The 24,875-nt window shown below is 65.9% G+C and carries 24 protein-coding genes; 15 read left to right on the forward strand and 9 right to left on the reverse strand.

The window, feature by feature from the left end:
* The first annotated feature begins 6 nt into the window (after positions 1-6).
* From OHA42_RS08800 to OHA42_RS08820, 5 genes are all read left to right on the forward strand, one after another.
* Positions 7-396 carry a hypothetical protein gene (locus OHA42_RS08800; RefSeq protein WP_406236042.1) on the forward strand — a complete coding sequence of 130 codons (390 nt, stop codon included), beginning with the start codon at positions 7-9 and terminating at the stop codon, positions 394-396.
* Positions 393-917: a M23 family metallopeptidase gene (locus tag OHA42_RS08805; RefSeq protein ID WP_406236044.1), complete on the forward strand. Its 525-nt coding sequence runs from the start codon at positions 393-395 to the stop codon at positions 915-917. Before OHA42_RS08800 ends, OHA42_RS08805 begins: the two co-directional genes overlap by 4 nt.
* A gap of 382 nt (positions 918-1,299) precedes the next feature.
* Complete coding sequence (locus OHA42_RS08810) at positions 1,300-1,566, forward strand: hypothetical protein (protein WP_406236046.1); 267 nt, start codon at positions 1,300-1,302, stop codon at positions 1,564-1,566.
* Positions 1,567-1,599: 33 nt separating this feature from the next.
* On the forward strand, positions 1,600-2,403 hold the full coding sequence (locus tag OHA42_RS08815; RefSeq protein ID WP_406236048.1) for a TrmH family RNA methyltransferase: 804 nt from the start codon (positions 1,600-1,602) through the stop codon (positions 2,401-2,403).
* Positions 2,404-2,416: 13 nt separating this feature from the next.
* The gene (locus tag OHA42_RS08820; protein ID WP_406236050.1) at positions 2,417-2,728 is read left to right on the forward strand and encodes a DUF2537 domain-containing protein; all 312 of its coding nucleotides are present in this window, start codon (positions 2,417-2,419) and stop codon (positions 2,726-2,728) included.
* 74 nt (positions 2,729-2,802) lie between these two features.
* On the opposite strand, the gene OHA42_RS08825 is transcribed toward OHA42_RS08820, so the two are convergent.
* The 3 genes from OHA42_RS08825 to serC all read right to left on the reverse strand — a co-directional run bounded on the left by OHA42_RS08825 (position 2,803) and on the right by serC (position 7,106).
* Positions 2,803-3,549, reverse strand: a complete 747-nt coding sequence (locus tag OHA42_RS08825; protein WP_406236052.1) for a DUF6928 family protein — start codon at positions 3,547-3,549, stop codon at positions 2,803-2,805.
* 450 nt (positions 3,550-3,999) lie between these two features.
* Positions 4,000-5,130 carry a septation protein SepH gene (sepH, locus tag OHA42_RS08830; RefSeq protein ID WP_406236054.1) on the reverse strand — a complete coding sequence of 377 codons (1,131 nt, stop codon included), beginning with the start codon at positions 5,128-5,130 and terminating at the stop codon, positions 4,000-4,002.
* Between the two features lie 851 nt (positions 5,131-5,981).
* Positions 5,982-7,106 carry a phosphoserine transaminase gene (gene serC / locus OHA42_RS08835; protein ID WP_406236056.1) on the reverse strand — a complete coding sequence of 375 codons (1,125 nt, stop codon included), beginning with the start codon at positions 7,104-7,106 and terminating at the stop codon, positions 5,982-5,984.
* Positions 7,107-7,170: 64 nt separating this feature from the next.
* Between serC and OHA42_RS08840 the strand changes: the two genes are divergently transcribed.
* Entirely contained in the window at positions 7,171-7,815 is a 645-nt protein-coding gene (locus tag OHA42_RS08840; protein ID WP_406236058.1) for a hypothetical protein, read from the forward strand.
* A 191-nt stretch (positions 7,816-8,006) separates the two neighbouring features.
* On the opposite strand, the gene OHA42_RS08845 is transcribed toward OHA42_RS08840, so the two are convergent.
* The 3 genes from OHA42_RS08845 to OHA42_RS08855 all read right to left on the reverse strand — a co-directional run bounded on the left by OHA42_RS08845 (position 8,007) and on the right by OHA42_RS08855 (position 14,888).
* Positions 8,007-8,603, reverse strand: a complete 597-nt coding sequence (locus OHA42_RS08845; protein WP_379059144.1) for an ATP/GTP-binding protein — start codon at positions 8,601-8,603, stop codon at positions 8,007-8,009.
* The gene (locus tag OHA42_RS08850; protein WP_406236061.1) at positions 8,600-12,916 is read right to left on the reverse strand and encodes an ATP-binding protein; all 4,317 of its coding nucleotides are present in this window, start codon (positions 12,914-12,916) and stop codon (positions 8,600-8,602) included. The genes OHA42_RS08845 and OHA42_RS08850 overlap by 4 nt, the downstream gene beginning before the upstream one ends.
* Positions 12,917-13,739: 823 nt before the next feature.
* Positions 13,740-14,888, reverse strand: coding sequence for a citrate synthase 2 (locus OHA42_RS08855; protein WP_406236063.1), 1,149 nt, complete (start codon positions 14,886-14,888; stop codon positions 13,740-13,742).
* Positions 14,889-15,008: 120 nt separating this feature from the next.
* Here OHA42_RS08855 and pdxH point away from each other — a divergent pair, with 120 nt between their 5' ends.
* The 4 genes from pdxH to OHA42_RS08875 all read left to right on the forward strand — a co-directional run bounded on the left by pdxH (position 15,009) and on the right by OHA42_RS08875 (position 19,056).
* Positions 15,009-15,791 (forward strand): pyridoxamine 5'-phosphate oxidase, encoded by a 783-nt coding sequence (gene pdxH, locus OHA42_RS08860; RefSeq protein WP_406236065.1) that lies wholly within the window; start codon positions 15,009-15,011, stop codon positions 15,789-15,791.
* A 56-nt stretch (positions 15,792-15,847) separates the two neighbouring features.
* Positions 15,848-17,149 (forward strand): MFS transporter, encoded by a 1,302-nt coding sequence (locus OHA42_RS08865; RefSeq protein ID WP_406236067.1) that lies wholly within the window; start codon positions 15,848-15,850, stop codon positions 17,147-17,149.
* A 267-nt stretch (positions 17,150-17,416) separates the two neighbouring features.
* Positions 17,417-18,655: a citrate synthase gene (locus OHA42_RS08870; RefSeq protein WP_406239230.1), complete on the forward strand. Its 1,239-nt coding sequence runs from the start codon at positions 17,417-17,419 to the stop codon at positions 18,653-18,655.
* A gap of 41 nt (positions 18,656-18,696) precedes the next feature.
* Positions 18,697-19,056, forward strand: coding sequence for an FKBP-type peptidyl-prolyl cis-trans isomerase (locus tag OHA42_RS08875; RefSeq protein WP_379059133.1), 360 nt, complete (start codon positions 18,697-18,699; stop codon positions 19,054-19,056).
* Between the two features lie 139 nt (positions 19,057-19,195).
* Here OHA42_RS08875 and OHA42_RS08880 read toward each other — a convergent pair whose 3' ends face one another.
* Positions 19,196-19,486, reverse strand: coding sequence for a hypothetical protein (locus tag OHA42_RS08880; RefSeq protein WP_406236070.1), 291 nt, complete (start codon positions 19,484-19,486; stop codon positions 19,196-19,198).
* A gap of 4 nt (positions 19,487-19,490) precedes the next feature.
* A complete protein-coding gene (locus OHA42_RS08885; RefSeq protein WP_406236072.1) occupies positions 19,491-19,796 on the reverse strand; it encodes a hypothetical protein in 306 nt (101 codons plus the stop codon).
* Positions 19,797-20,306: 510 nt separating this feature from the next.
* Between OHA42_RS08885 and OHA42_RS08890 the strand changes: the two genes are divergently transcribed.
* The 5 genes from OHA42_RS08890 (at position 20,307) to OHA42_RS08910 (ending at position 23,399) form a co-directional block, all read left to right on the forward strand.
* Positions 20,307-21,113 (forward strand): helix-turn-helix domain-containing protein, encoded by an 807-nt coding sequence (locus OHA42_RS08890; RefSeq protein WP_406236074.1) that lies wholly within the window; start codon positions 20,307-20,309, stop codon positions 21,111-21,113.
* Positions 21,110-21,325 (forward strand): DUF397 domain-containing protein, encoded by a 216-nt coding sequence (locus OHA42_RS08895; RefSeq protein ID WP_406236075.1) that lies wholly within the window; start codon positions 21,110-21,112, stop codon positions 21,323-21,325. Before OHA42_RS08890 ends, OHA42_RS08895 begins: the two co-directional genes overlap by 4 nt.
* Positions 21,326-21,536: 211 nt before the next feature.
* Complete coding sequence (locus tag OHA42_RS08900; RefSeq protein WP_406236077.1) at positions 21,537-21,743, forward strand: DUF397 domain-containing protein; 207 nt, start codon at positions 21,537-21,539, stop codon at positions 21,741-21,743.
* A gap of 161 nt (positions 21,744-21,904) precedes the next feature.
* Positions 21,905-22,375 (forward strand): DIP1984 family protein, encoded by a 471-nt coding sequence (locus OHA42_RS08905; protein ID WP_406236078.1) that lies wholly within the window; start codon positions 21,905-21,907, stop codon positions 22,373-22,375.
* 532 nt (positions 22,376-22,907) lie between these two features.
* On the forward strand, positions 22,908-23,399 hold the full coding sequence (locus OHA42_RS08910) for a hypothetical protein (protein WP_406236080.1): 492 nt from the start codon (positions 22,908-22,910) through the stop codon (positions 23,397-23,399).
* Between the two features lie 211 nt (positions 23,400-23,610).
* Here OHA42_RS08910 and OHA42_RS08915 read toward each other — a convergent pair whose 3' ends face one another.
* Complete coding sequence (locus tag OHA42_RS08915) at positions 23,611-24,780, reverse strand: hypothetical protein (protein WP_406236082.1); 1,170 nt, start codon at positions 24,778-24,780, stop codon at positions 23,611-23,613.
* Between the last annotated feature and the right edge of the window lie 95 nt (positions 24,781-24,875).

A 24,875-nucleotide genomic window follows, 5' to 3' on the forward strand; every position in this document is an offset into this window, starting at 1 on the left:
TTTGTGATGCGTTCGCTTGCACCACTTTTCGGCGAGATCGCCTGGGCTGTTGTATTGGTGAGCGCGGTGACTCGTAGTTGGTTGGCGGACACCGGCGGTCAGTGGATCGCCGGTGTTCTGACAGTCGTTGTCATGCTGGTCCTCACACGTGAGTTTCTCGCGCCCAGCCTGAGGATGGCCCCCTTTCCCAGCCTGCACGTCGAGTGCCTTGCGCTCATAGTGTCGATGGTGGCCGTCGTGCGGATACCCGACGTCACCGGCGGATACCGGCAAGCCGGACCATGGATTGCGGCGGCGCTGGTGGTGGCGGCGATATCGGCGAAGTTCGTGTCGCTCGGGAAAGCGATCGATGTGCCCATGCGGCAGGAGCATTGGGGCCGGGGCGCTGGCTGGTGATCGAGGGTGACGGTCGGTTGTTGAACCACCACTGGCCTGTGCCAATCGAGCGGGCAGCCCTGGATATCATCGGCGTCTCGGCATGGGGAAATTCCCGAAAGCGGCTGTTGGCGCGGCGCGATGAGGACTACCACGCGTTCGGGGCGGACGTTTATGCGCCGTGTTCGGGGTGGGTGAAACAGGCGGCGGACGACACTCGTGACGGCGACCGTGATTTCCCACGGGCAGGCGGAAACGAGGTCGTCATCGACAACGGCACGGAGTTGATCATTGTCGCCCATCTGAGGAGGGGCAGTGTCGCGGTGCAGGCAGGACAGTTTGTCGAGGCCGGGCAGCGGATCGGCGCCATCGGCAATTCCGGCAACTCCACAGAACCCCATTTGCACATTCATGCGGAATGTGAGGGGGAACCACGCCGCCTGCTTTTCAAGGATATGCGCCGACGCTTCCCAAGAGGCGCGATTATCACCAGGCGAGCCGCTGGCCTCGGAGAGCGGCACGCGGCGCTCGAGGGCGAATGAAGGTGTCCGCACCGCACACTTGAATCATTCGATTTAGCTGCGAAAATGGCGGACCACACGTCGCATGCAATTGTGTCGGCGCGAGATTCTTCCTAACTTGATTGTGTACCCGGGAGCCGGGATATGAATGGAAGTGGGAATGTCATGGATTATGCCAACGGTCACCTCGATAGTGCGGTCAATAACTCCTTTCAGGATATCGAGCCGTCGATGACGCTGAGAACGACATGGAACAAACGGTGACCTTGATCGACGGCAATATCGCAAGGGTCGCGGTCATCGCATAACCAGCCACTGTCGCAGACTTGCCGCACAAGACAGGGGAATATGGCCGCGATCAGCGATGTGCATCAGCACAACGGCAATTGTCCAGTTGCTCACCATGACGGTCGCACGGCGGCGGAACCCGTACGGGTTGGACGGTGCGGATCAGATGCAGCGGGTCATCACTCTGTACGACGCGGTCTCCGCGGTCGTTCCCGTGGCAAAGTTGGTCGAGTCCGTCGCGGGACAGGCAACGGGCAGACCCACCACGCGCTCCCAGTTCATGCTGCTGACAACGCGGCCACAGCCTGAGGTATCGACTTTGCAGGTAGTGCTCGTCTCGGAAATTTCGGCGCGGCGCCCGCAAGACGGTGGATCCGGTTGAGGCGCTGCGGATCATGCCCGGCAGGATGGTGTGGTGGCCGAAGTGATCGATATCGACGACCCCGCCGATCCGCGGGTCGATGACTTTCGCGACCTCAAGTCCGCTGATCGGCGGCCCGACCTGCCTGGGCGCAAGGGGCTGGTCATCGCGGAGGGGGTCGTCGTGGTGCAACGGATGCTCGGCTCGCGGTTCCGGCCGAGTGCGTTGCTCGGGGTGGACAAGCGGCGCGACGAGCTCGCGGCCGATCTCGACGGTGTCGACGTACCGTATTACCGCGCGAGTGCCGAGGTGATGGCGCAGGTAGTGGGGTTCCACCTCAATCGCGGAGTGCTCGCCGTGGCCCAACGTCCCGCCGAGCTGACCGTGGACGAGGCGCTCGACGGAGCGCGGACGGTGGCGGTGCTGGAGGGCGTCAACGATCACGAAAACCTCGGATCGATGTTCCGCAACGCGGCGGGGTTGGGGGCCGAGGCAATTCTGTTCGGGGACCGATGCGCCGATCCGCTGTATCGGCGGGCCGTGCGGGTGTCTATGGGCCATGTCCTCCGGGTGCCGTTCGCACAACTTCCGCACTGGCCCGGTGGACTGGATATGCTGCGAGACAAGGGATTCCAGATCATCGCGCTGACGCCGAATCCGGCTGCGGTGAATCTGGCGACGGCGATGACGGGGGAGCGGGTGGCTTTGCTTTTGGGTGCGGAGGGACCCGGGTTGACCGCGGCGGCCATGCAGGCCACCGATATCCGCGCCAGAATTCCGATGTCGCCGGGCACCGATTCGTTGAACGTCGCGACCGCGGCGGCAATGGCGTTCTATGAACGGGTGCGGACATCGTGAACGAGGGATGGTCGTGAACTACCTGCCGAACGGGGCGTATCGGCCCTATCCGCCCTACCAGGACCCGACGCCGTGGGCCGCCGGGGTCACCGTCGCCGTCATGGTGGGGTTACTGACGGCGGTCGCGGTGTACGCGTTCGGTGATGCGTTGGCGCAAGTGCATCCGATACTCGCGGTGCTGGTCAACCTCGTCGCGGCCGGCGGCGCCGCGCCGACGGCCTGGCGCTGGCGCTTCGTTCCGGTGACCCGCTGGGTGCTCGCCGGTGGTGCGGCCGGCGTGCTGCTCGGATGGCTGGCGCTGCTGTTCGGCGGGTTGGCCGCATAAGGCGCGGCGGCCCGGCCCACGCTCGTCCGTATGCGGGCTCGACCGGAACTGCGATCGGATGGCGGCGTTGCCGGTCAGGAGACGCGGTCCCGCCCGCGCAGCCAACTGAAAAGGCTGCGTCTGCGTTTCGCGTCGATGTCCGACTCGTCGTCCCTGAGCGCCAGGCTGGTCGGATCCGGTGCTTGGCCCTTCGGGTACAGGGTGAAGCCGCAGACCGAGATATCGCCGGGCAGCAGCGCACCGTCGGTCGCGGCCGCGCGGTAGTGGAATCCGAGCCACTGGTGATTGGCGGCGTCGGCGAAGTCGGGTGGATCGAACGGCAGGGTCTGCGGGTCGGGCAGATCGCCGGGATACCACTGCACTGGATGATCACCCGCCCAGTACGGGCGCTCCCACACCAGCGGCAGGCCCTCGTCTTCGAGGATGTTCACCCGTGTCGAACTGAAGGAGCGGCGGAATTCGCCACGCTCCCAATGCGCGAAGGAGCCCCAGCCGTGCGCGGCGTCGAACGCGATCAGATAGGTGTGCTCCGAAGCCAGCGGCCGGACGAGTAGTTCGGGCAGCGCCGTCGGATGCACCAACGCCGACTGCGTCGAACACACCACGGTGACACCGGGATAGCAGCCGATGTACACCTCGTCGGCGTCCGGACCGGCGCAACCACCGAGTGTGCCGACCATGATCGGCAACACATCTCGGTCGGCGTGCAGCTGCTTCGCCAGGGCGAGTGCCGCATCCGGGTCCGGATCGTGGTTCGCGCGGAGTACCGCCAACGGATCGAGTGCGTCGACGTACCAGAGGGACGAAGCTTTGGACAGCATTTCCGGCACCTCCCGATGGTTGCACGAAACAGCTCCGCGAACTTCGAGCAACTCTCGGTGATTCCGACAACGTGCTGTCACCTCGAACCGCCCAACGCCGACAAACCACTCGACGGCACTCCGAAAAATCTACCCGTACTTGACCACGAACGATGTAGCTTCCGCCTGCGAACACGCCAGCGGCCCAAGAAATCCGCGATCGAGACGTCCCAGCAACCTCGGTATCGTTGCTGGCAAACATTTGCCGGGCGGATCTCACGGGATCCCGGCTGCCGATCGTGCCGCACTCGAGCACGATTGTCGGCGTGGCGAAGTGCGGAGCTCGGTTTCACTGGGCACTTTTGCTGGGTACGCGAAAACAGCCTGGCAAGACCAGCTTCGCCGGGTGCACGGCGGCGCGTCGAATGCCCGTGCCGAGCGGTCGTGAAGAGGGTTACGCGACCGGACGACTCAGTGGCCGGAGCTACGAACGCCGAGCAGCACGTCCTCCCAGGACGGCATCGGAGCCTTACCGCGTTTGGTCCGATTGGACTTCGCGGGCGCGGCCTTGCCGTTGTTGGGCTTGGCGGTCTCCTCGGTGGAGGCCGCAGGAACCTTCGAAGCAGCCGGAGCCTTCGGCGCGGCGGGCTCGGACGGAACAGTGCCCGCGCTCGGTGCCGGGGTTGCGGTGGTCGAAGTACCCGCGGCGGGTGCCGTGTTGGTTCCGGCCGTTACGGCAGGCGCAGTACTGCTCGCAGCCGGAATGGCGTTGGTGCTCGCGGCGGCCGGGATGGCGGTGCTGCTGCTACCCGCGACGACCGAACGCTGCTCGTAGTACTCGTCCAGCATCGGCTGGTTCTGCCGGGGCGCGGTCCGCGCAGTCGGGGCCGCTTCCCGAGCCGGTCGGGCTTCGGCAGGGCGAGTTTCGGCCGGCCTGGTCTCCACCGGGACCTCGGGCGCGGCGGGCGCCTCGATCTCGGCCTGCGGCGGAAGAATCGTGGCCAGCCCGCGTAGCGCGCGACCGAAATCGGGATCGATCAGATCAGAGGCGGGATCGTCGAGGGGTGACACCGAACCGCCGTGGGCATCCGGCTGGTAGCGCCAGTGCGCCGTAATGTCGGAACGGCCGTTCTGCCACTGCAGTTGGGCGACCCAGAAGCCCTTCTCGTCTTTCCAGGCATCCCATTCGACGCCCTCGATATTGTGCCCGCGCTCGGTGAACGCGGCGGTGACGATATCGATGAGGGTTTCCACTGCGGGGCCGTCGGCGCGGACCGGATGCGCCTTCTGCGCGAGTTCGGCGGCGCGGGCGCGCTCCAGCAGCACGGGGTAGGCGAACCGCTCGACCCGACTGGCCGGCATCCCGGACTCTTCGGTGACCTGTTCGACGGAGGCTCCGGACCGGATACGAGCTTGAATATCGCGAGGACGCATAGTTGCTTCCATTTCGATCTCAATCTGGCCGAATCGGGCAAGGTCTCCGCGGGCTGCGGCTCGAAGCTTGTCGTCGGCGGGCAGCCGGTACTTGGTGCCGGTCTCGGTGTCGATACACACGATGTGCGTGGAGTCGGGCGTCACCCCGATCACTCGAAGTTCACGCACCGTTACCTCCTTATCGCGTCGACTCGCGACACCGCCCACTTTCCGAAACAGTAGTGCACTACTGATGATCTCGAGGCAAGACACGCGGCACGGAAATCGGGCAATAACCGGCCGGGCCCCGCTAATCTGCTCTGTTCGATTCGCCGCGCGTGCTTGCATGGCGTGTCGGGCGTGGCGTGTCTGTGTTTTTTGGCCGCGGCTGCGCCGCGGCGTGTTCGCGGCCCCCTTGGTCTCGCTTCCGAGCCGTCGAGACTTGCGCCTGCGGCGCGTGCGCTTCGACGGCTCGGAAGCGAGACGGGCCGCGAACTCTAGTGCTCGGTCTCGCTTCGCTCGGAAGACATCATCGTGCCGAGTGGGCGCGTTTGTGGGGATCTTGCGACTTCGTTGTCAGCGCTTCGGGTGTTCGGATGCGAGATGGGGTTGCGAACTTTGGTGCTGGATCTTGCTGTGTTCGGAAGACATCGTCGTGCCGAGTGGGCGCGTTTGTGGGGATCTTGCGACCTTGTTGTCGGCGCTTCGGGTGTTCGGATGCGAGATGGGGTTGCGAACTTTGGTGCTGGATCTTGCTGTGTTCGGAAGACATCGTCGTGCCGAGTGGGCGCGTTTGTGGGGATCTTGCGACCTTGTTGTCGGCGCTTCGGGTGTTCGGGCGCGAGACGGGGCGAACTCTTTTGCTGGATCTCGCTGCACTCGGAAGGTGTCATCGTGCCGAGGGGCGCGTCTGTGGGGATTGCTGCGACTTTGTTGGATGCGCCCCGGGTGCTGAACGCTCGGCCACTGGGTGTGCGTGGTTACGAAACGGGTGTGGGCGGTCACGAACGCCGTTGTTCGGACTCGCCCAATGGTTGGTGCTAGGCCAGCTTCTCTACGACGTAGTCGATGCTGCGGATCAACTGGCTGACGTCTTCCGGGTCGATTGCCGGGAACATGCCGACGCGCAGCTGGTTGCGGCCGAGCTTGCGGTAGGGCTCGGTGTCGACGATTCCGTTGGCGCGCAGCACCTTCGCGACGGCGGCCGCGTCGACCGAGTCGGCGAAGTCGATGGTGCCGACGACCTGCGAACGGTGTGCCGGGTCGGTGACGTACGGCGTGGCGTACTCGCTCGACTCGGCCCAGGAGTACAGGCGCGAGGACGAATCCAGGGTCCGCTTGACCGCCCAGTCCAGGCCACCGTTGCCGTTGAGCCACTCGATCTGGTTGGCGAACAGCAGCAGGGTGCCCAGGGCGGGGGTGTTGTAGGTCTGGTCCTTGGTGCTGTTGTCGATCGCGATCGGCAGCGAAAGGAACTCGGGAGTCCAGCGACCCGAGGCCTTGATCTCCTCGACGCGAGCCAGTGCGGCGGGGCTCATCAGCGCGACCCACAGGCCGCCGTCGGAGGCGAAGCACTTCTGCGGTGCGAAGTAGTAGACGTCGGAGTCGGAGATGTTCACCGGCAGACCGCCGGCGCCGGAGGTGGCGTCGATGGCGATGAGGGCGTGCTCCGAACCGGCCGGGCGCTGCACGGGGATCGAGACGCCGGTGGAGGTTTCGTTGTGGGCCCAGCCGATCAGGTCGACCGACGGGTCCGACACCGGCTCCGGCGCGCTGCCCGGCTCGGACGAGACCACGATCGGATCGCCGATGAAGGGGTTGCCCTTGGCCACCGCGGCGAACTTCGAGCTGAACTCACCGTTGGTCAGGTGCAGCGAACGCTCGCGGATCAGGCCGAATGCGGCCGCATCCCAGAACGCGGTGGTGCCACCGTTGCCGAGCACGACCTCGTAGCCGTCGGGCAGCGCGAACAGCTCACGCAGTCCGCTGCGCACCCGCGCAACCACATCTTTGACCGGTTTCTGCCGGTGACTGGTTCCGAACACCGAGGCGCCCACCTCGACCAGGGACTGCAACTGCTCCGGTCGCACCTTGGAGGGGCCACAGCCGAACCGTCCGTCGGCAGGCTTGAGATCGTCGGGAATCGTCGGGAACGCAGTGGTCATGGCACACAGGGTAGACGGTGGTATTGCTGTGTTGCTGACCACACTCCGGCTAACGTTGGCACCCATGAACATGGCGTCGGCTAACTCGGGGTGGCGACTGCGCAGTCGACGGTCACGCAACTTCGGACTACGCGCCGGATCGATGTCGGATGCGCAGCGGCGGGAGTTGCTGATCCGGGGAGCCCAAGGCTCGGCAACGATCTTGGGGGTGCGGCCGCGGCGCAGCGAGCCGGGGCATGTGTTCTGGGTTCGGGTGCACATCGACGGGGAGATGCCCTACGAGACCCGGGTGCGCCAGCGCATGCGCGAAGACGACCTGGAATGGATGCAGCCCGGTGACGTCGTGTGCTGCCGGGTCGATCCGGGTGACCGCGACCGACTGGTGTTGTACGTGCCCGATCTCGCGGAGGCCGAGCGGGCGAGCATTTCGAAGATCCTGTCCGACGGCCGCCGCGCCGACGCCACCGTGCTCGCCGCTGCACCGGTCGCTGCCGACTACGGCGGCCGCGACGACCCGGTGCTTCGCCTCGACCTCGAGCTGCACGCCTGGGACGAGCCGAAGCCGTGGCGGGTGCGCCTGGTCCAGCCGGTTCCGCTGGCGGCCATCGGTCTCGTCGATCTCGGCCAGCATCTCGAGGTGGCCTTCTTCACCGTCGACCGCGGTGACTCGGTGGCTGTCGACTGGCTCGCCTCACTCGGCGAGGACTAACTGCGCTCCGGCCGAGGCCAAGCGGTCCGCGAACCGCGGCAGTCATCGTGGTGGTGTTCGCGGACCTGTTCATGACGTTGGCGATCTGGGGTGTCAACCCCGGCGTCCAGGCTCACCCGCGAACGGGACATGGCTGCGGCAAACCTCGAGGAGCCGCTCGATCATGTCCCGTTCGGGCGATGCTGCGTTTGTCAGGCGGTGGCCGAGGGCGAGACTCGGCTGAGGGCGTAGCCGGTGACGGCGATGAGTGCGTTCTTCGCCGACTCGCGGTTGCGGGCGTCGATCATCATGACCGGGACGTGGTCGGGCACCGACAGGGCATCACGGATGGCCGCTTCGGGGAATTTCGGCCCGTCGTCGAACTCGTTGACGGCGACAAGGAAGGGCAGGCCGAGCTCCTCGAAGTAGTCGACCGCCGCAAAGCTTTCGTCCACGCGGCGGGCGTCGACCAGCACAATCGCGCCGATCGCACCGAGGCTGAGGTCGTCCCACATGAACCAGAAGCGGTGCTGGCCGGGCGTGCCGAACAGGTAGAGCACCAGGTCGTCGGCCAGGCTGATGCGTCCGAAGTCCATTGCCACCGTGGTGGTGTGTTTATCGGGAACCGGCGAGGTGTCGTCCACCTCGGCGCTCAGATCGGTGATCACCGCCTCGGTGCGCAACGGCACGATATCGGATACCGCGCCTACCAGCGTGGTCTTGCCGACACCGAACTCGCCTGCGATCACGATCTTCGCCGAGACGGCGCGGGTTCCGGAGGAGGGGGCTACGGATTCGGGTGCGGTCATCGAAAGTCCTCGGCTGCGAATGGTTTCGACGAACGAGTAGCCCGGCCGTCGCGTACTCCACGGTCATAGTTCTTGAGGCCGTCCCGTATCGCTGCGGGATCGGGACGGCTGTCGGTGTCGAGTTCCTGAGCCGCCGGCGGCGGCTCCGTACCCCCCGGCACCAGATGGTTTCCCGGCTCCCGCAGTGGCAGCCCGGCTCTGGTGCGCAGCGTGACCGGCTGATCGGCGGCCCGCTGCGCGGCCGACCACCCCTCATCCGCCGCCGAGTTCCAACTCACCGGCGCCTCCTCTTGGCCGGGCTCCGGATCGGCGAGCCAGGCCGAGATCATGCCCGCGAAAATCGGTGTCGCCGATTCTTGCGCGGCAGGTGCGGGTTTCGCTGGGGCGGCAGAGGCCATGGGTATCGCAGAACTGGTGTTCGGTGCGGTGGCCGGGCGTGCGGAAGCGGTTGTGTTCGGTGCGGGTTCGGCGTCGCTGGTGCTCGCTGGTGTCGAAGCAATAGGCGTGCGTGCTCGATCGGCACCTCGCGTCACGGGTCCGGCCTGCGGCGCCATGGGCGCCGGTGGCTGGGCTCGCGCATCGGGATGCCCGGGTGGTACGGCGGTCGCTGTGCGATCGGCGATTGCGTCGAATGTCGGTGGTGCCGCCTGATCGCCGCTGGATGGGGTGCCGATGGGTGAAGCAGGGGGCGTCGGTGTCCGATGGGGCCTGAGCGGGGTGAGTGCGGCCGGTGTGGTGAACGGTGCCTTGTGGGCGTTGGGTGCGGTATTCGTGTGGGTTGTATTCGCCGAGGGGGGTGTGTTCGGCGATGCGATCGGGGCCGCCGGGGGTGTGGCGTTCGTAGGTCGCGAAGAGTTCGGGGTCGGTGCGTTTTTCGTCGTTGGCGAGGCAGCATAGGTTGCCGCATTGCCGGAAGTGCGGGTGGTGTCGACGGGGGGTGCAGCGTTCGGTGTCGACGCAGCGTTGGGAGCGGTTCCCGAAGTGGAAGCGGTGGTAAAGGCTGCCGCGTCGCGGGCGGCAGGTGTGGGCGCCGGCGATCGCCAAGGGGCAGGCGGCGCGGTTCTCGTCCACGGCGCAGCAGCCTCGACCGCCACGTCGGCGGTTGCGTTCGTGGGTGGTGTGGCGTTCGACGCTGTGCTCGTGGGTGGTGTGGTGTTCGACGCTGTGCTCGTGGGTGGTGTGGTGTTCGACGCTGTGCTCGTGGGTGGTGTGGTGTTCGACGCTGTGCTCGTGGGTGGTGTGGTGTTCGACGCTGTGCTCGTGGGTGGTGTGGTGTTCGACGCTGTGCTCGTGGGTGGTGTGGTGTTCGACGCTGTGCTCGTGGGTGGTGTGGTGTTCGACGCTGTGCTCGTGGGTGGTGTGGTGTTCGACGCTGTGCTCGTGGGTGGTGTGGTGTCCGACGTTGTGCTCGGGGGCAGTGTGGTTGCCGACGGTGTGCTCGCAGGTGACGCGGTTGCCGATGCTGCTGCTTGGTCGGCGGCCTTCGCGAGTGCAGACGAGATCGGTGTTGCGGCAGCGTCCGTGGCAGGGGTGAACTTCCCCTGCGGTGCGAGGTTCCGACCTGCCGCCATGTCCAACTGCGGTACGGCTTTCCCGCGAGGTGGCGGGGTCGGGCCTGCGGTTCTGTCGGGTTGCGGTGCGGCTGTGTTCGCCGGTGGCGGGGTCGGACCTGTGGTCTTGTCGGGTTGCGGTGCGGCTGTGTTCGCGAGTGGCGGGGTCGGGCTTGCCGTCTTGTCGGGCAGCGATCCGGCTTTTTCCACGGGTAGCGGGGTCGGGCCTGCTGCCTTCTCGGCGTTCGATCCTGGTTTCACCGGTGCGGCTCGGAAGAACGACGCGGTCTGGGAGACCCGGTATTGCTGGGTGTCCATGTTCGCGTTGTTCGGCGCGGTCGTGTTGGGCAGTGGCGTGTTCGGAGTCGCTGTGCCCGATGCCGCGAAGGTCGGTGTCCCTGTGCCCGATGCCGCTGTGCCCGGTGTCGCTGTGGCCGACATGCCTGAGGTCAGTGACGCGGTGGTCGACGTCGCTGAGATCGGTGTCGCGTGCGCCGTGGTCGGTGTGGGGACCGGTGGTCTGGTCGGTGCCGTGGTGGTCGGTGTTGCCGTGCGCGGTTCCGCCTGTGACAGCGCGGCGGCGCGCAGGCTTGCTGCCTGGTTGCGTGCGCCCCTGCGGTTGGCGCCCGGGACTCGTTTGGGCAGACCGTAACTGGTGATTATCGGTGCCGCCTGCGGTGCCGCGGCGGGTGGTTCCGGAGCGGGGCGGGGGGTGAGCGGTTGCTGGCCGATGCCGCTTGCCTGCGGTCTCGGGAGTCCGGCAGGACCGGTGAGCAGGCTCTTCGGCTTGTTCGGCAGCGGCTTGTCGACGACCGGCGGCACCGGGGTGCGGCCGGTGTGCAGCGTGTCCCGGTGGACCTGGATGACCTGCGCTCCGCCCGCCGGAGTGTCACGCTCCTGCGGCGGCACCGCGATCAGGGGCGCGGGGATGTGCAGGCTCGCGGTGATGCCGGGATTGAGTGCGCGGTCCTGGGTACGGCGCAGCCGCACCGTGATGCCGTGACGTTCGGCAAGTCTGCCGACCACGAACAGACCCATTTGCCTGGTCGTCGCCAGCGTGGCCGTTGCCAAGGTCGCCAGCCTGCGGTTGATCTCGTCGAGTTCGCCAGGCACGATGCCGATGCCCGCGTCGATGACCTCGACCAGCAGGCCGCCCTCGGAGGTCCTGCTGTAGGCGAAGGTCACTTCGCTGTCCGGCGGCGATGCGCGCAGCGCGTTCTCCAGCAACTCGGCGATCAGGTGCACCAGATCGGTGGCCGCGGTGCCCGTCACCCAACCGTCGGGTGTTGCACCGGTTTTCACCCGCTGATAGTCCTCGACCTCGGAGCCTGCGGCGCGCAGAATATCGCGTACCTCCACCGGCCCGGACCGGTCGTGTCGCGATTTGGTGCCTGCGAGCACCAGCAAGTTGGCGCTGTTGCGTCGCATGCGGGCGGCCAGGTGATCGAGCCGGAACAGCTGGTCGAGCCGCTCGGGATCCTTCTCCTCGAACTCCAGCGCGTCGATCATGCTCAGCTGGCGATCGACCAGGGTCTGGTTGCGCCGGGCCATGGTTTCGAACATGTCGTTGACCTGGTCGCGCAACTGTTGTTGCTGGGCAGCGAGTTTGAGCGCCTGCGCGTGTAGTCGGTCGACCGTGCGGGCGATCTCGCCGATTTCCTCGCCGGTGTGCACCGGCACCGGATTGACCCTGATGTGCTCGAGTTGGGCGCCGAGGCTGATGCGCTCGACCTCGTCGGGCAGGTCGCGATCGGCGAGCTTGGCCGCGCCGGCGCGTAGCCGGCGCAGCGGCAGCAGCAGTGATCGGGCGACGAGCAGACCGAACAGCAGCGCCGCGATCAGCGTGCCGAGCACCACGACGGAGGCCTTGATCGCCGCGGTTCGGGAGGCGTCGACAACATGGTCGACGTCGGCGAAGATGCGCTCGACGGTATCGCTCGCGAGCTTGGTGTACACGTCGCGGGATCCGAGCGCCAGATCGCGTAGGTCGGGCAGCTCCACCTTGCCTGTCTCGATGGCCTCGTCGATCGCGGCCTTCAGGATGACGTTGTTGGCGCGCACCACCCGGTCGAGTTCGGGTTTGGCGGAGGGCAAGTCGCGTTCGACGGTGTCGGTCAACGTGCGGAAGGAGCCTGCCACGGCATTGAAGTCGTTGACCTTCGAAGGATCCTGCATCGCCGACATCGCGACCATCAGGAAGTTGAAGCCCTCCAGCTTGCCGAGCAGCAGATCGAACAGCTGGACCTTCCCCATGACGACCGAGGGGATCTGAATCGGCGTGAGCAGCCGGTCGACGGTGCCGACCGTCTCACGGGCGATCATATTGTTCAAGCCCACCGCTTTGAGCGGATCGCCGCCGCCGCCCTTGCCGCCTGCGCGGATGACCTCGCTGGTGGCGGTCATCTCCCGCAACGCCGTGGCAACCGTCGGATCGATCCCCTCGCGCCCAGCACGCACAGTGGCCTCGGTGATCGCGGTGGACAGTTCGACCAAGTCCTGGTCGGTGGTGGTGCCGTAGACCTGCCCACCGGCGACGGTCGAGGCCGCCGACTCGAGTGCGGTGATGGCGGGAATGTCGGAGATGCGGTCGGCCGCATCGGTGTAGCTGGAGTAGTCGTTGAAGAACACCGTCAACCGGAGGCCGCCGAGCAGCATGGCCGCGGCGAGCGGAACGGCAACGGCCGCGGTGACTTTCCAGCGAACGCGCCACTGCTCGAGGTTCCGCAACCGAGTGTGCGCGATCACCGTCTGCGCCACCCTCATACCGCCTTCCGCTCGGATCGTACTGATCCGGTCGCATCGCCATTCGGCGAAATGTCCGGTGAGCAGCCGCGATCCGCCAATCAGTACCGCCGGACATAGTCCGTCAGCATCGGTACCTTACTGGCTGGATGCCTGCAGTTCCCACGTTTGGACGGATCGTTGTGTGAACCGTGCGAGGAGTCAGAGGCGCACTAAGGTGAAGCCGGCCGACCGCAGGGCAGGCAGCGCGGCACTCATGCCCGCGGCGGTGCCGGACTTCGGTCGGTGCATATGGGCCAGTGAAATCGCGCCGGGCGCGGCGGCCCCCGCCGCACGCATCGAAGGTCAACGATCTGCTTGCCGGTTAGCGCGAAACTGCCTGTGATACCACGCATTTCCACGCCCCCACAGTTGGGGCGGGGTGCCTGCATGCCTGGCCGCGACCACGGCGGGCGTGACAGCGGGCGGGGCCTGGAGTGCCGCGGTCACCGGTTCGACCGGTGCACCCGCGGCATTCCCACCGGTGGTTGTTGTGGTGGTATTCGATTGCGCGGTGGGCGTATTAGCGTTGTCCGCGCTATATCCGGCGGCCACACTCGTCACCGCTGCAACACCGATGCCGAACATCCGCCGCCGCGACATTCCACGATCCGACATCCCCGTCAGCCCTCTTTCGACGCGCGTCTCGCCGGGGTGCGACGCGAGCCGAACCTCGTGGCAGGCAACAGATCCGCCGCAACGTCCGGCTCGCGGGTTTACTCCTGGTGGAACCGAGCAGTCGAACCGGGCAGTCGAACTATGCGTGGTGCAACCGCGCTCGAATCGGAAGCAGGCGTGAGGCGAATCAGGAGTGCGAGACCGTGGCCCAACCCGCGACGTCCTCGGGGCGGCGCGGCGCGGGGCCGGTGTAGATGGCGGCCGGGCGGACCAGCTTGCCGAGCTGCTTCTGCTCGAGAATGTGCGCACACCAGCCCGCAGTACGACCACAGGTGAACATGGCGGGCATCATGTGCGCGGGCACCTCGGCGAAGTCGAGGATGACCGCGGCCCAGAACTCGACGTTGGTCTCGATGGCGCGGTCCGGGCGACGCTCACGCAGCTCGGCGAGCGCGGCCTGCTCCAACGCGGCGGCCACCTCGTAGCGCGGGGCGGCAAGACGCTTGGCGGTGGCGCGCAGCACGCGGGCGCGCGGGTCCTCGGCCCGGTAGACCCGGTGGCCGAAGCCCATCAGTTTTTCCTTGCGGTCCAAGATGCCCTTGACCAGAGTGCGTGCGTCACCGGTCTTTTCGACCGCCTCGATCATCGGAAGCACGCGCGCGGGCGCACCGCCGTGCAGCGGGCCCGACATCGCGCCGATCGCGCCGGACAGCGACGCGGCGACATCGGCTCCGGTGGAGGCGATCACGCGCGCGGTGAAGGTGGAGGCGTTCATGCCGTGCTCGGCAGCCGAAACCCAGTAGGCGTCGATGGCCTCGGTGTGCTTCGGGTCCGGGTCACCCTTCCAGCGAGTCATGAACCGCTCGGTGACGGTGTTGCATTCGTCGATCTTCCGCTGCGGTACCGCGGGCTGGTAGATGCCGCGTGCGGACTGCGCCACGTAGGACAGCGCCATCACCGAGGCGCGGGCCAGGTTCTCGCGCGCGGTCTCGTCGTCGATGTCGAGCAGCGGCTCGTAGCCCCAGATCGGGGCCAGCATCGCGAGGCCGGCCTGCACGTCGACGCGCACATCGCCGGTGTGCACCGGCAGCGGGAACGGCTCCGCGGGCGGCAGGCTGCGGCCGAACTCGCCGTCGACAAGTAGTGCCCACACGTCCCCGAAGGTCACCCGTCCGAGTACCAGGTCCTCGATGTCGACACCGCGGTAGCGCAGCGCGCCGCCGTCCTTGTCCGGCTCGGCGATATCGGTGGTGAATGCCACGACACCCTCGAGGCCGCTGACGAAGTCGCTCGGTACGGTGGCCTGCCCACCGGGAACCGCAGGGCTGGTAGTCATGTTGTGACTCTCCTTGCACATCGGGTCGCATGCTCGCGGGGAGAAAGGGATGTGTTTCACCCAGCACATGCCGATCACGAAAACCTTAGCTCCTTGCTACCGCGGAGTAACGTCTGGCCCATGCGTGACCTGGACAATTCATCTGCCGGCCAGGAAACGGCCGAAAACCTCGCAACCACGGCTGCCGCGGTGGCGCGAATATCGACGGATCCGGCCGTGCTGCGGGCAGCCAGCGACCTGGCGGCGATGCGTGTCGAGTACGGCGGCATCCCGTTCGGCAGTGGTGAAGACACCGATCTGGACGAAACCTGGTTGGCGGGCGGGTGGGAACCGCTGCTGCGCCACTGGATCGAACAGGCCACCGCCGTTGGCATCGCCGAACCCAATGCGATGGTGCTCGCCACCGTGGCATTGACCGATGCCGGTCCGCGGCCGGTCGCGCGAACAGTGCTGTGCAAGGGGCTGTCGCCCGACGGCGTGACCTTCTATACGAACTACGACTCGGCCAAGGGCGCCCAGCTCGCCGCCGACCCGTTCGCGGCCGCCACCTTCGTCTGGCCTGCGCTCGGCAGGCAAGTGCACGTGCGCGGCACGGTCGAATTGGTGCCCGCCGAGACAACCGCCGTCTACTGGCGCTCCCGACCGCGTGACTCCCAGCTCGGTGCGTGGGCCTCCCAGCAGTCGCGGCCGATCGGATCGCGGGCCGAGCTCGATCGGATTCTCGCCGAGACCACCGCTCGCTTCGCGGAGGTCGACGACATTCCGGTGCCGCCGCACTGGGGCGGCTATCTGCTGCGGCCCGATGAGGTGGAGTTCTGGCAGGGCAGGCGCAGCAGGCTGCACAACCGGATCCGGGTCCGCATCGACAGCGACGGGATGAAGGTGCAGCGCCTGCAACCGTGAACAAGTGATGAATATCGCGTCGAGCCGGCCGGGTTCGACTCGATACGCTCTCGCCGGTGAAGCTGCTTGCCGACACGACCCCGCTGCGCTATCCGGACTATCGGCGACTGTGGTCGACCAACGTCGTCACCGTCATCGGGGCGCAGTTGGCGGTGGTTGCTGTACCGCAGCAGATCTATCAGATCACCGGTAGCTCGGGCTATGTCGGTCTGGCCGGGCTGTTCGGCCTGGTGCCGTTGATCGTGTTCGGCCTGTGGGGCGGCGCGCTGGCCGACGTGATGGATCGGCGCAAGCTGCTGCTCATCACCAATGCGGGCACCGGAGTGACAGCGCTGGCCTTCTGGGGTCAGGCCGCCGCCGGACTGGACAACGTGTGGGTGGTACTCGGCCTTTTCGCCATGCAGCAGGCCTTTTTTGCGGTGAACCAGCCGACTCGCAGCGCGACCATTCCCCGGCTGTTGCCGCCGGAACAGCTCGCCGCGGCCAATTCGCTGAGCATGACCGTCCAGCAGGTCGGCGCCATCGCGGGGCCGGTCCTCGCGGGCGCGCTGATCCCGGTGGTCGGGCTGTCCACGCTGTATCTGATCGATGCGGTCGCTCTGCTCGCCACGGTGTGGGCGGTGTGGAAGCTGCCCGCGTTCCCGCCGACCGGTACCGCGACCAAGGCTGGATTCCGCACGGTCCTGGACGGTTTCGCCTATCTGGCGACGCAGCGCATCCTGCTCGCCTCGTTCGCGGTGGATGTGATCGCGATGGTGTTCGGCATGCCGCGGGCACTGTTCCCGCAGATCGCGCAGGAGACTTTCGGCGACCCGGCGACCGGCGGTGTCGCGCTCGGCTTGCTGTTCGCGTCGATGTCGGTCGGCGCGGTGCTGGGCGGCGTCTTCTCCGGCTGGATCCCGCGCATCCGGCGGCAGGGCCTCGCGGTAGTGATCTGCATCGCACTGTGGGGACTCGCGATGGTCGGGTTCGGTCTGGCCGTCGGCTTTACCGGGCACGGCCTCGGTCTCGGGCTCGGCCTGTGGATCGCGCTGGGCTGCTCGGCCTTCGGTGGTGCGGTCGACATGATCTCCGCCGCGCTGCGGGTGACGATGCTGCAAACCGTGGCCACCGACGAGATGCGCGGCAGGTTGCAGGGCGTGTTCATCGTCATCGTCGCGGGCGGTCCGCGTATCGGTGATGTTGCCCACGGTTTTGCTGCGGCGAGCCTGGGTACCGCCGTGGCAGCGGCGGGTGGTGGCGTGCTGGTCGTCGTCGGCGTAGTGCTCGCCGCGCTCGCCTTCCCTGCCTTCGTTCGCTTTTCCGTGAGCAGGTCGCACTCCGAGCCGGTACCTGCGGTGAGTGAGCGCAACGAGTGAACGCTGCGCGCAGCGCGGGTGCGCCCGACCTACTCATCGGTACGGGTGTCGAAACCTCACGCGTGGAGATCACGTTTGTGAGCTCGCCCGGTGGGCACCCTCGTTCTCGGGCAGTGCGAGCAACGACTAGCGTCTAGGTGAGAGCACCGCCGTGCCGACGCACCCCGATGCCGACGGTCCTAGCCTGAGAGGGATCCTTCTGTGCCCGAAAAAGACCACATCAACGACGCCAAGCCGGTGTTGAGCTACCCCGGTGGCGAATATGCCATGACCGTTGCCGAAGCCAAAGAAGGCAATGACGGCATCGACCTCGGCAAAATGCTGGCGAGCACGGGATACGTCACCTACGACCCCGGTTTCATGAACACCGCGCCGACCAAGTCGGCGATCACCTACATCGACGGCGAAGCGGGCATCCTGCGCTACCGCGGCTACCCGATCGAACAGCTCGCGGGCACCTCGACCTTCATCGAGGTCAGCTACCTGCTGATCTACGGCGAGCTGCCGACGCAGGCACAGCTGGACGATTTCACCGATCGCATCCGCCGTCACACCCTGCTGCACGAGGACCTCAAGCGGTTCTTCGACGGCTTCCCGCGCAACGCGCACCCGATGCCGGTGCTGTCCTCCGCGGTGAACGCGCTGTCGGCCTACTACCAGGATTCGCTGGACCCGCGCGATCCGGAGCAGGTCGAGCTATCCACCATTCGACTACTGGCGAAGTTGCCGACCATCGCGGCCTACTCGTACAAGAAGTCGGTCGGTCAGCCGTTTCTCTACCCGGACAACTCGCTGTCCCTGGTCGAGAACTTCCTGCGCATGACCTTCGGCTTCCCGGCCGAGCCCTACGAGGTCGACCCCGAGATCGCCGCCGCGCTCGACATGCTGCTGATCCTGCACGCCGACCACGAGCAGAACTGCTCCACCTCGACCGTGCGTCTGGTCGGCTCGTCCGACGCGAACCTGTTCACCTCGGTGTCCGGTGGCATCAACGCGCTGTGGGGCCCGCTGCACGGCGGCGCCAACCAGGCCGTGCTGGAGATGCTCGACGGCATCAAGGAGCAGGGCGGCGACGTCAAGGAGTTCATCCGCAAGGTCAAGAACAAGGAAGACGGCGTGAAGCTCATGGGCTTCGGACACCGCGTCTACCGCAACTATGACCCACGCGCCTCGATCGCCAAGAAGCACGCCGACTCGATCCTGAGCAAGCTCAACGGCGACGACGAACTGTTCGACATCGCGAAGGCGCTCGAAGAGGCCGCGCTGACCGACGAGTACTTCATCTCGCGCCAGCTGTACCCGAACGTCGACTTCTACACCGGCGTCATCTACAAGGCCATGGGCTTCCCGACCCGGATGTTCACGGTGCTGTTCGCCATGGGCCGGCTGCCGGGCTGGATCGCGCACTGGCGCGAAATGCACAGCGAGCCACTGAAGATCGGGCGCCCGCGTCAGATCTACACCGGTTACGGTGCCCGCGATTACCACGAGATCACGAACCGCTGATCACATTTTCCCACCCACCACCTATCGAAGGGGATAGCTGAATGACCAAGCCGGAGATCGAGTTCCAGGCGGGCCCCGCGCCCACCGAGCTGGTTGTCAAGGACATCATCGAGGGCGAGGGCACCGAAGCTGTGCCCGGCGGCAACGTCGAGGTGCACTACGTCGGCGTCGAATTCGAATCCGGCGAGGAGTTCGACTCGTCCTGGAACCGCGGCGAGTCCATCACCTTCCCGCTGCGCGGCCTGATCCAGGGCTGGCAGGACGGCATCCCCGGCATGAAGGTCGGCGGCCGTCGCCAACTCACCATCCCGCCGGAGCTGGCCTACGGCCCGGCTGGTGCGGGCCACAAGCTCTCGGGCAAGACGCTGGTCTTCGTGATCGACCTGCTCAACGCCAACTGAGCGAAAACCCTTACTGCGGCCCGTGTTCCACTTCGGTGGACACGGGCCGCAGTCGTTTCGCACCGAATCTCGACCGCTAGGCAACGAGTGGGCACACCCCCGCGAGCGCTACTGGACGTTCGCCGCAGCCATGTGCCACTCACCGAGTTGCTGACTCGGGAGGACTGCCGCTGGGTCGTTGCGGCGGCGGTTGGTCGAGGGCCGGTGCGGTCGGCTCGAGGTCTGCCAATTCGTCTTCGGCCGGTTCGCCGGAGTTCGCGGGCCATCCGTATTCGTCTACAGCGCAAGACGAACCATCCGACCGATAGAGGGTCGGCTTGCTATCCGCCGGGGCCAGTTCGAGTTTCAGGGCCGTGTCTTCGTGGAAGATCGTGAGCAGCGCTTGTACCGAGGGGGCGATGTCGCGCCGTGTCGAATCCGTCTCGGACATCGGCCTAGGTTTCTGTTGCCGACGCGGGAAGATCAGCGATGTTCAGCAGAGCCACCCAATAGGCATCGCGCAGCGCGTCCCACAGGTCGTGGTGACCGGGGAATGCGTCACGGACTGTCGCGAGATCCGGGGCGGCCGACTCATCGAACAACACCAAGCCGGGCCCGGCGAGGGGCAGCGATTCGCCACCCGGCCACCGGTAAGCCGCCGAGGCGTCGGCCCGATTCTGGATACGCAGAATCCGACAATCGTGTCCGACCAGCCGCCAGGTGACAACCTTCCGGCCGTCCGCTGATTCGGTGGTACGCAAGCGATCTCGGCGCATCATCGCCCCCTGTGAGTGGTGCGTCCGGTGCCGGAGGGACGCATACTCTGGCACCGAGGTGGTGTGGGCGTGGCTGCCCATTGACGTATGGCGGCGGCGAAGTGCTCGAGCACCTCGGCTGGTGCGCCTGTGTAGGTGGTTGGTGGACCGGTGAACGGTTCTCGCTGGGGAAGCTCTTGGCTCGGCATCTGCCGACCTCCAGGACCTCGGTGGTGGGTGAGTGCGCGCGCCTCGAAACTTCCGGTGGGGTAAGACCGTTCGTTCGGAGCGCGAACCCAGAACACCACGGTGAACCGCCTGCCTTGCGTAGTTTTGGTTTTCCCACAGCAGTTGGACCAAAACGGCAGGATCGAACCCTTCGACATGCGATGGTTCATGCAATGAACTGGGCATTCGAAAACCAGGATGGGGGCACACGACATGCAAGAAACGGGGAGCACTCTGCCGCGCCGGCAACTCGGGCGATACCTACGCGATCTCAGGACGCAAACCGGGATGACGATCCCGGAGGCGGCGCGACGAATCGAACGCGGCTCGAGCACCTTGCAGCGGCTCGAGACTGGGCAGGCGGAAAGGATTCGGCTGCTTGATGTTCGAGAGCTGTGCAGCATCTACAGTGCGGACGAAACTCAAACGGCCGCCCTGATGGGACTGGCGCAGCAGGCGGCCGTCAAGTCCTGGTGGCATGAATACGGAAATCTCATACCCGCGAACTTCGATGTCTACATGGGACTGGAAGCCGCCGCGTACCGACTGACCTCGTACGTTCCCGATGTAGTGCTGGGATTGCTGCAAACTCCGGACTACGCTCGCGTACTTGCACGTAGTAACAACCCCGATGACACCGATGCCGAGATAGACCAGCGTGTACAGCTGAAACTGAAGCGGCAAGGGCTGATCACCCGAAAGAGTCAGCCAGCACATCTGGACGTGGTTCTCCTCGAATGCGCATTGCGTCGGCTGGTCGGCGGTCCGAAGACCATGGCCGCACAGCTGCGTCGCTTGGCGGATGCGTCCACCTTGTCGAACGTCACCCTCCGGGTTCTTCCGTTCGCGGCTGGTATCCCGCTGGGTGATCCGCTCGGCCCGTTCACCATTGTTGACTTCGGTACCCGCAATGCGGGCAAGCCGATAGAACCGTCCGTCGTCTATCTGGAGAGCTTCACAGGGGACATGTACTTGGAGAAGCACGACGATGTTGAGCGCTACCATGAGGCACATGAGGCCGTCCGGCAAGCATCGCTGGATGAAACCGCAAGTAGGAACCTGATTCGACAGGTAGCAAGGGAGTATGTCGCGTGACCGACAAATACGACGTTGACCTTTCTGGCGCGGTGTGGCGCAAGAGCACGCGCAGCTCGGGTAGCAAAGACTGCGTGGAGGTCGCGTTTCTCGATGGCGGCTTGATTGGAGTGCGTGACAGCAAGAACCCAGCCGGCCCCGCGTTGGTTTTCACTCCCAGCGAGTGGACTGCTTTCGCTGCTGGCGTGCAAGACGGCGAGTTCGCCCCGTAACTACGCTCCGTGTGACTGATGACTAGGCCCGGCCCCGAATCTTCTTCGGGCCGGGCCTATTTCATGCGCATGTCGAATTGTCAGGTAATCGGATTTCAAGGACCCTTTGGAGCAGGTGCGCGGGTTTTGTGAGGTGTTCGAGGCCGTCAAGCGAGTAGCGTTGACTGTGCCGAGCAAGGACTTGCTGAGGTGGATCGCGAGGAGGTTTGCCGTGAGGATTGACCTGTCCGGGGCGGAGTGGTTCAAGAGCAGCCGCAGCGAGTCCAATGGTCAGTGTGTGGAGGTCGCGTTCCTCGATGCGGGCCTGGTTGGCGTGCAGGACTCCAAGAATCCGACGGGTGCTGCGTTGGTCTTCACGCCCGGCGAATGGTCTGCCTTCACTGCCGGTGTCCAAGACGGCAAGTTCGATCGCCCATAGCCACCTCTGCTCGGCACGCTCTGGCGAGTTCGACCATCAAACCGGCCCAGCTCGGGGTCCCCTCGAGCTGGGCCTGTTTCGCACGCAACGAAATTGGCGTGACTCGTTCTGGAGTGGGATCTATATTTCACACTTTGCGGTCGACATCGAAGGGAGGGGTCGTGAAGCTGGCAGAGGCATTGTCGTTGCGGGCGGATTCGGCGCGGCGGATCGAGCAGCTGCGCGCTCGCATCGTGAGCAGCGCCCGCTATCAGGAGGGGGAGGAGCCTGCCGAGGATGCGGCGGGGCTGCTTGCCGAGGTCGGCGAGGTGCTCGGTGAGTACGAAACATTGATCCGGCGCATCAATCGCACCAATGCCGCCGCGCGGATCGACTCGGACGGCACGGTGACGGATGCGCTGGCGCGGCGGGATGCGTTGCGGCTGCGGCATTCCGTGGTCACCGCTGCGGCGGATGCGGCTTCGGGCAAGGGGCAGCCGGGTTATGCGCGTCAGTTGCGGTCCGAGCTGAAGATGTTGTCCGCCTTGCCTGTTGCTGAGCTGCGTGGGCAGGCCGATGAGCTTGCCAAGGAGCTTCGCGAACTCGACGTGCGAATTCAGCGCGCCAACTGGGAGGTCGAGCTGTTGGACTGACGCAGCGAGGTGGAGCAGGTAGTTGTCGCGGAGGCGTGCGCAACCCGCTGAGCCGACGGGTATTCGGCTCACCTCCTGGTGCACGATGGGCAGTGCGAGGGTTCAACTCCCTTCCTCACATGGCAGCCCAGCATCGCGCACAGGTGACAGGGCACGGCACACAGCACACCACCATGTGCAGATCCACGACGACGAGGGCGGGTACGGGGTACTCCACCGATAAGCGCCGCTACGGGCGAGTCCGACGCGGCAGATCACTGCGTTGCGAGATTGTTGCTGGCAATACCGTGTGCGGTGTACCGAATATTGCGACGATCAACTGATGAGCGGTCCATATGACCCGAGCGAGGAGCAGTCGGCTGAGTCTCAGCAGGAGGGTGGTCCGCCCCCGACGGGGTGGATAACGTTCCAGAACGCGTACGGGCCTGCGGCGCAGCAGCAGGTCCAACAGCCATATGGTTCGCCGCCGTCCGGTAACCCGGGTGTCTTGAAGCGAATCATCAACAGACTGTTCAGGACCAGGTAGCAGGCAGTGGCGGTGTCCGAGCAGGGCACAGGGTGGGCGGATTTCATCCATGACCAGCTCGATCGCGAGTACTCCCGCCGCGACGTCCTCAACACCCGTGCGGCGGTAGCCGTCACGAGCGCGACCGGGCTCGTCACTATCGTGCTGGCAGTAGTCGCCGTAATCAAGGGCAAGGACTTCACGCTGACCGGCGGAGCACTCGTCGCCTTGTGTGTGGCGATGCTCGCCCTGCTCGGGTCTGCCGTCCTCGCTGTTCTCGCCGGAGTCAGCTGGCGGTACCGGGTGACATCCACCGGTTCGATGCGATCGATGCTGGCCGACCATTGGACAGACAGCGAAGTGGACGCCCGGTACATCACGGCATTCTGCAACCTACAGACGATCGCGTCGCTCCGGGCAGGCACAACCCTCAAGGCTCATCTTCTGCTGGCCGCGGCAGCAGCACAGGTTCTTGCGATTCTGGCGATCGCCACCACAACACTCATCCTCGTAGTGTGACCTGCGCTTGCTGTCGAGATACCGAAGGTGCGGTAGTTCGCCGGAGCCGGTTGTGCGTGCCCGCCGTACCCCGCTCGTAGCGCCTCGGAGATTCGACCCTGCGTCGCCAGGTTGGGCGGGGAAAGAGTCTGCGCACGACGTCGGTGGCGGCCGCCTGGCGGCCGCGGTGAACATACTGATTCCGGGCCGAAGATCTGTCGAGGATCCTGGGTTACTCGTGGACGATTTCGACTGGATCGGTGAGTGCGAGTGCGAGCGCGGCCTGCTGGCTGGTGCTGCGCTGGGGGAGGGCGGCCATGGCCTTGTCGGTTTGGGTGCCGAGGTTGGTGACGATCTGCTGGAGGCCGGTGACGCCTGCGGTCATTTGGCTGATGGCGCTGGTCAATTGGGCGCCGCCCTGGTCGGCGAGCTGTGGGAGGCCCTCGGCCAGTTTCGCGCCTTCGTTCAATTGGGCGCTCGCGCTTTGCAATCGGGCGACGACGGTGCGCAGCAGGGTGCCCAGATCCGTGTTCGGGTCCACCGCGCCGCCTACCAGGCTGCCGAGACCGGTCAACTGAGATCCTGCCTGGCTCGAAACGCTGCGCAGGGCTTCGAGTTTCCCGATGATGTCGGCAAGTCGGGGATCGCCCGCGAAGGGCAGCGCGCGCAGGAGTGGGAGGACCTGATCGAGGCCGCCGCTCACGGTGTTCGCGGTTTGCTCGACTTGGGCGATGGTGAGCCCAGTCGAACCCAATGCCGAGGCAAGCTGATCTGCTTGCGCCGCCGCACCGTCGACCGTTGAATTCAGCATGGCGATCGCCGAAGTCAATTGTGCGGAGCCTTCTTTGGCGAAGCTCAGGAAGCCGAGTAGCTGATCGGCCCCCGAGCTGAACTGGTCGGCACCCGAGGCTGCCGCATTCACCCCGGCATTGAGCAGCTGGGTGGTCAATTGCACCGATGAGAGCTGGGTGCGTGCTTGGGCGACGGCCGACAGTGCGGCATCGACGCCCGCCGCACCGATCCGATGCGTCACCTCGTTCACCGCGCCGTTCACCAACTGCGAGTCCGCATCTTTATGCGTCGCCACGGTCACCTTGGCGCGCTGGGGTTGGTCGCCGGCCAGCGTGCCTATTGCCGCGGTGAGATCGGCGGGCAGTGTGATCACTGCGGCGTAGTCGTCGAGATCCGCTTCCCCGGGCTTGGCTGCGGTCCATTCGTAGCCGCCCGCCTGCTCCAGCGCCTGCACGACGCGCGCGCCGGTCGGCCCGGTGTCGGCGTTGACCAAGGCGATACCGGTCGGTGCGGCAGCGGAGCGCGAGCAGGCCGTGATGGTGCCCCCGATCGCGCCCGCAGCGACAATCCCGACGGCGAGGAGTGCCCAGCGGGCGCGTTTTCCGATCACACCAGCAGACGCTATGACGGCCGATTGGCGCAACGGATAGCACTTCTCTGAGGATTCGGTAAGGACAACCGGTCCAGCGCCAATGACTCACTCGA

Source organism: Nocardia sp. NBC_01009 (assembly GCF_045208035.1).
Classification (GTDB): domain Bacteria; phylum Actinomycetota; class Actinomycetes; order Mycobacteriales; family Mycobacteriaceae; genus Nocardia.

What these genes read in the sequence shown, in the direction of transcription:
- OHA42_RS08800 (WP_406236042.1), top strand. Translation starts at nt 7, where the DNA reads ATGCGTTCGCTTGCACCACTTTTCGGCGAGATCGCCTGGGCTGTTGTA.
- OHA42_RS08810 (WP_406236046.1), top strand. Translation starts at nt 1,300, where the DNA reads ATGACGGTCGCACGGCGGCGGAACCCGTACGGGTTGGACGGTGCGGAT.
- OHA42_RS08825 (WP_406236052.1), bottom strand. Translation starts at nt 3,549, where the DNA reads ATGCTGTCCAAAGCTTCGTCCCTCTGGTACGTCGACGCACTCGATCCG.
- serC (WP_406236056.1), bottom strand. Translation starts at nt 7,106, where the DNA reads ATGACCACTGCGTTCCCGACGATTCCCGACGATCTCAAGCCTGCCGAC.
- OHA42_RS08840 (WP_406236058.1), top strand. Translation starts at nt 7,171, where the DNA reads ATGAACATGGCGTCGGCTAACTCGGGGTGGCGACTGCGCAGTCGACGG.
- OHA42_RS08845 (WP_379059144.1), bottom strand. Translation starts at nt 8,603, where the DNA reads ATGACCGCACCCGAATCCGTAGCCCCCTCCTCCGGAACCCGCGCCGTC.
- OHA42_RS08850 (WP_406236061.1), bottom strand. Translation starts at nt 12,916, where the DNA reads ATGAGGGTGGCGCAGACGGTGATCGCGCACACTCGGTTGCGGAACCTC.
- OHA42_RS08855 (WP_406236063.1), bottom strand. Translation starts at nt 14,888, where the DNA reads ATGACTACCAGCCCTGCGGTTCCCGGTGGGCAGGCCACCGTACCGAGC.
- pdxH (WP_406236065.1), top strand. Translation starts at nt 15,009, where the DNA reads ATGCGTGACCTGGACAATTCATCTGCCGGCCAGGAAACGGCCGAAAAC.
- OHA42_RS08870 (WP_406239230.1), top strand. Translation starts at nt 17,417, where the DNA reads ATGACCGTTGCCGAAGCCAAAGAAGGCAATGACGGCATCGACCTCGGC.
- OHA42_RS08875 (WP_379059133.1), top strand. Translation starts at nt 18,697, where the DNA reads ATGACCAAGCCGGAGATCGAGTTCCAGGCGGGCCCCGCGCCCACCGAG.
- OHA42_RS08880 (WP_406236070.1), bottom strand. Translation starts at nt 19,486, where the DNA reads ATGTCCGAGACGGATTCGACACGGCGCGACATCGCCCCCTCGGTACAA.
- OHA42_RS08890 (WP_406236074.1), top strand. Translation starts at nt 20,307, where the DNA reads ATGACGATCCCGGAGGCGGCGCGACGAATCGAACGCGGCTCGAGCACC.